The sequence below is a fragment of the Peribacillus sp. P4_C12 genome, from assembly GCF_056402095.1.
Genome location: NZ_JBFUIB010001088.1, coordinates 1 through 703, shown reverse-complemented (window position 1 = coordinate 703; position 703 = coordinate 1). Strand labels below are relative to the sequence as shown.

Genomic DNA, 703 nt, shown 5'->3' with positions numbered 1-703 from the left:
TAAACCTTTTACGATTAGATACTGTTGATATATGAAAAATCCGGAGAATTGGTGCTTCGTGGGAGAAATCTTCAGCCAAATTTACCAGAAAAACATAAAGTTAATATATTGTCTTAATATGCTATACTAATATAATAGTATAGGGATTTTTTTGTAGTTTAATATACATATATTTTCGCAATATACATTGGATTTAAKGAAAGGAAGGGTTGAAGGTGAAATATAAAAATTGGATAGCAATACTTGTATTATTTGCTTGTTTCCTTTCAATGCTTTCCCTTTCTTTAGCTAAAGCGGAAGGAGTGAAATGGCGGAATTTGACGAAAGATAATCCTTTAAGGCAGGCGGAAATATTGCAGGATAATAAAGAACTGCAAAGTTTATTTTTATTTCCTGAAGAGGATTTCGATGAACAGGAAGCCTTAAGGATTGTAGAAACTATTGATGCACTTCCTCATTCCCTATTGTTGAAAACTGTAGACCATGGAGTGAGAATGAAGCTATTCAACGGAAATCTGACAGAAAATCAATCAGCGGCCTATTTAAAAGGGAAAGCTCCACGTGGTTATTTGAATAAAGATACAACATGGGATTCCGTTCCAGGCATGGGTGGTTCATATACCGTCTTAGTTAAAATCGGTGCAAGCGATAAGGGAAGCGGGCATGGTTCTGTAAATTTGGAGCTACATGAGCTTGCGCATTC

1 protein-coding gene is annotated in these 703 nt (G+C 35.6%); it reads left to right on the top strand.

Going from position 1 to position 703, the window contains the following annotated elements; translation table 11 throughout:
* Positions 1-215: 215 nt before the first annotated feature.
* A partial coding sequence (locus tag AC1DUW_RS31485) for an anthrax toxin lethal factor-related metalloendopeptidase (RefSeq protein ID WP_477644533.1) occupies positions 216-703 on the top strand: 488 nt, incomplete at its 3' end.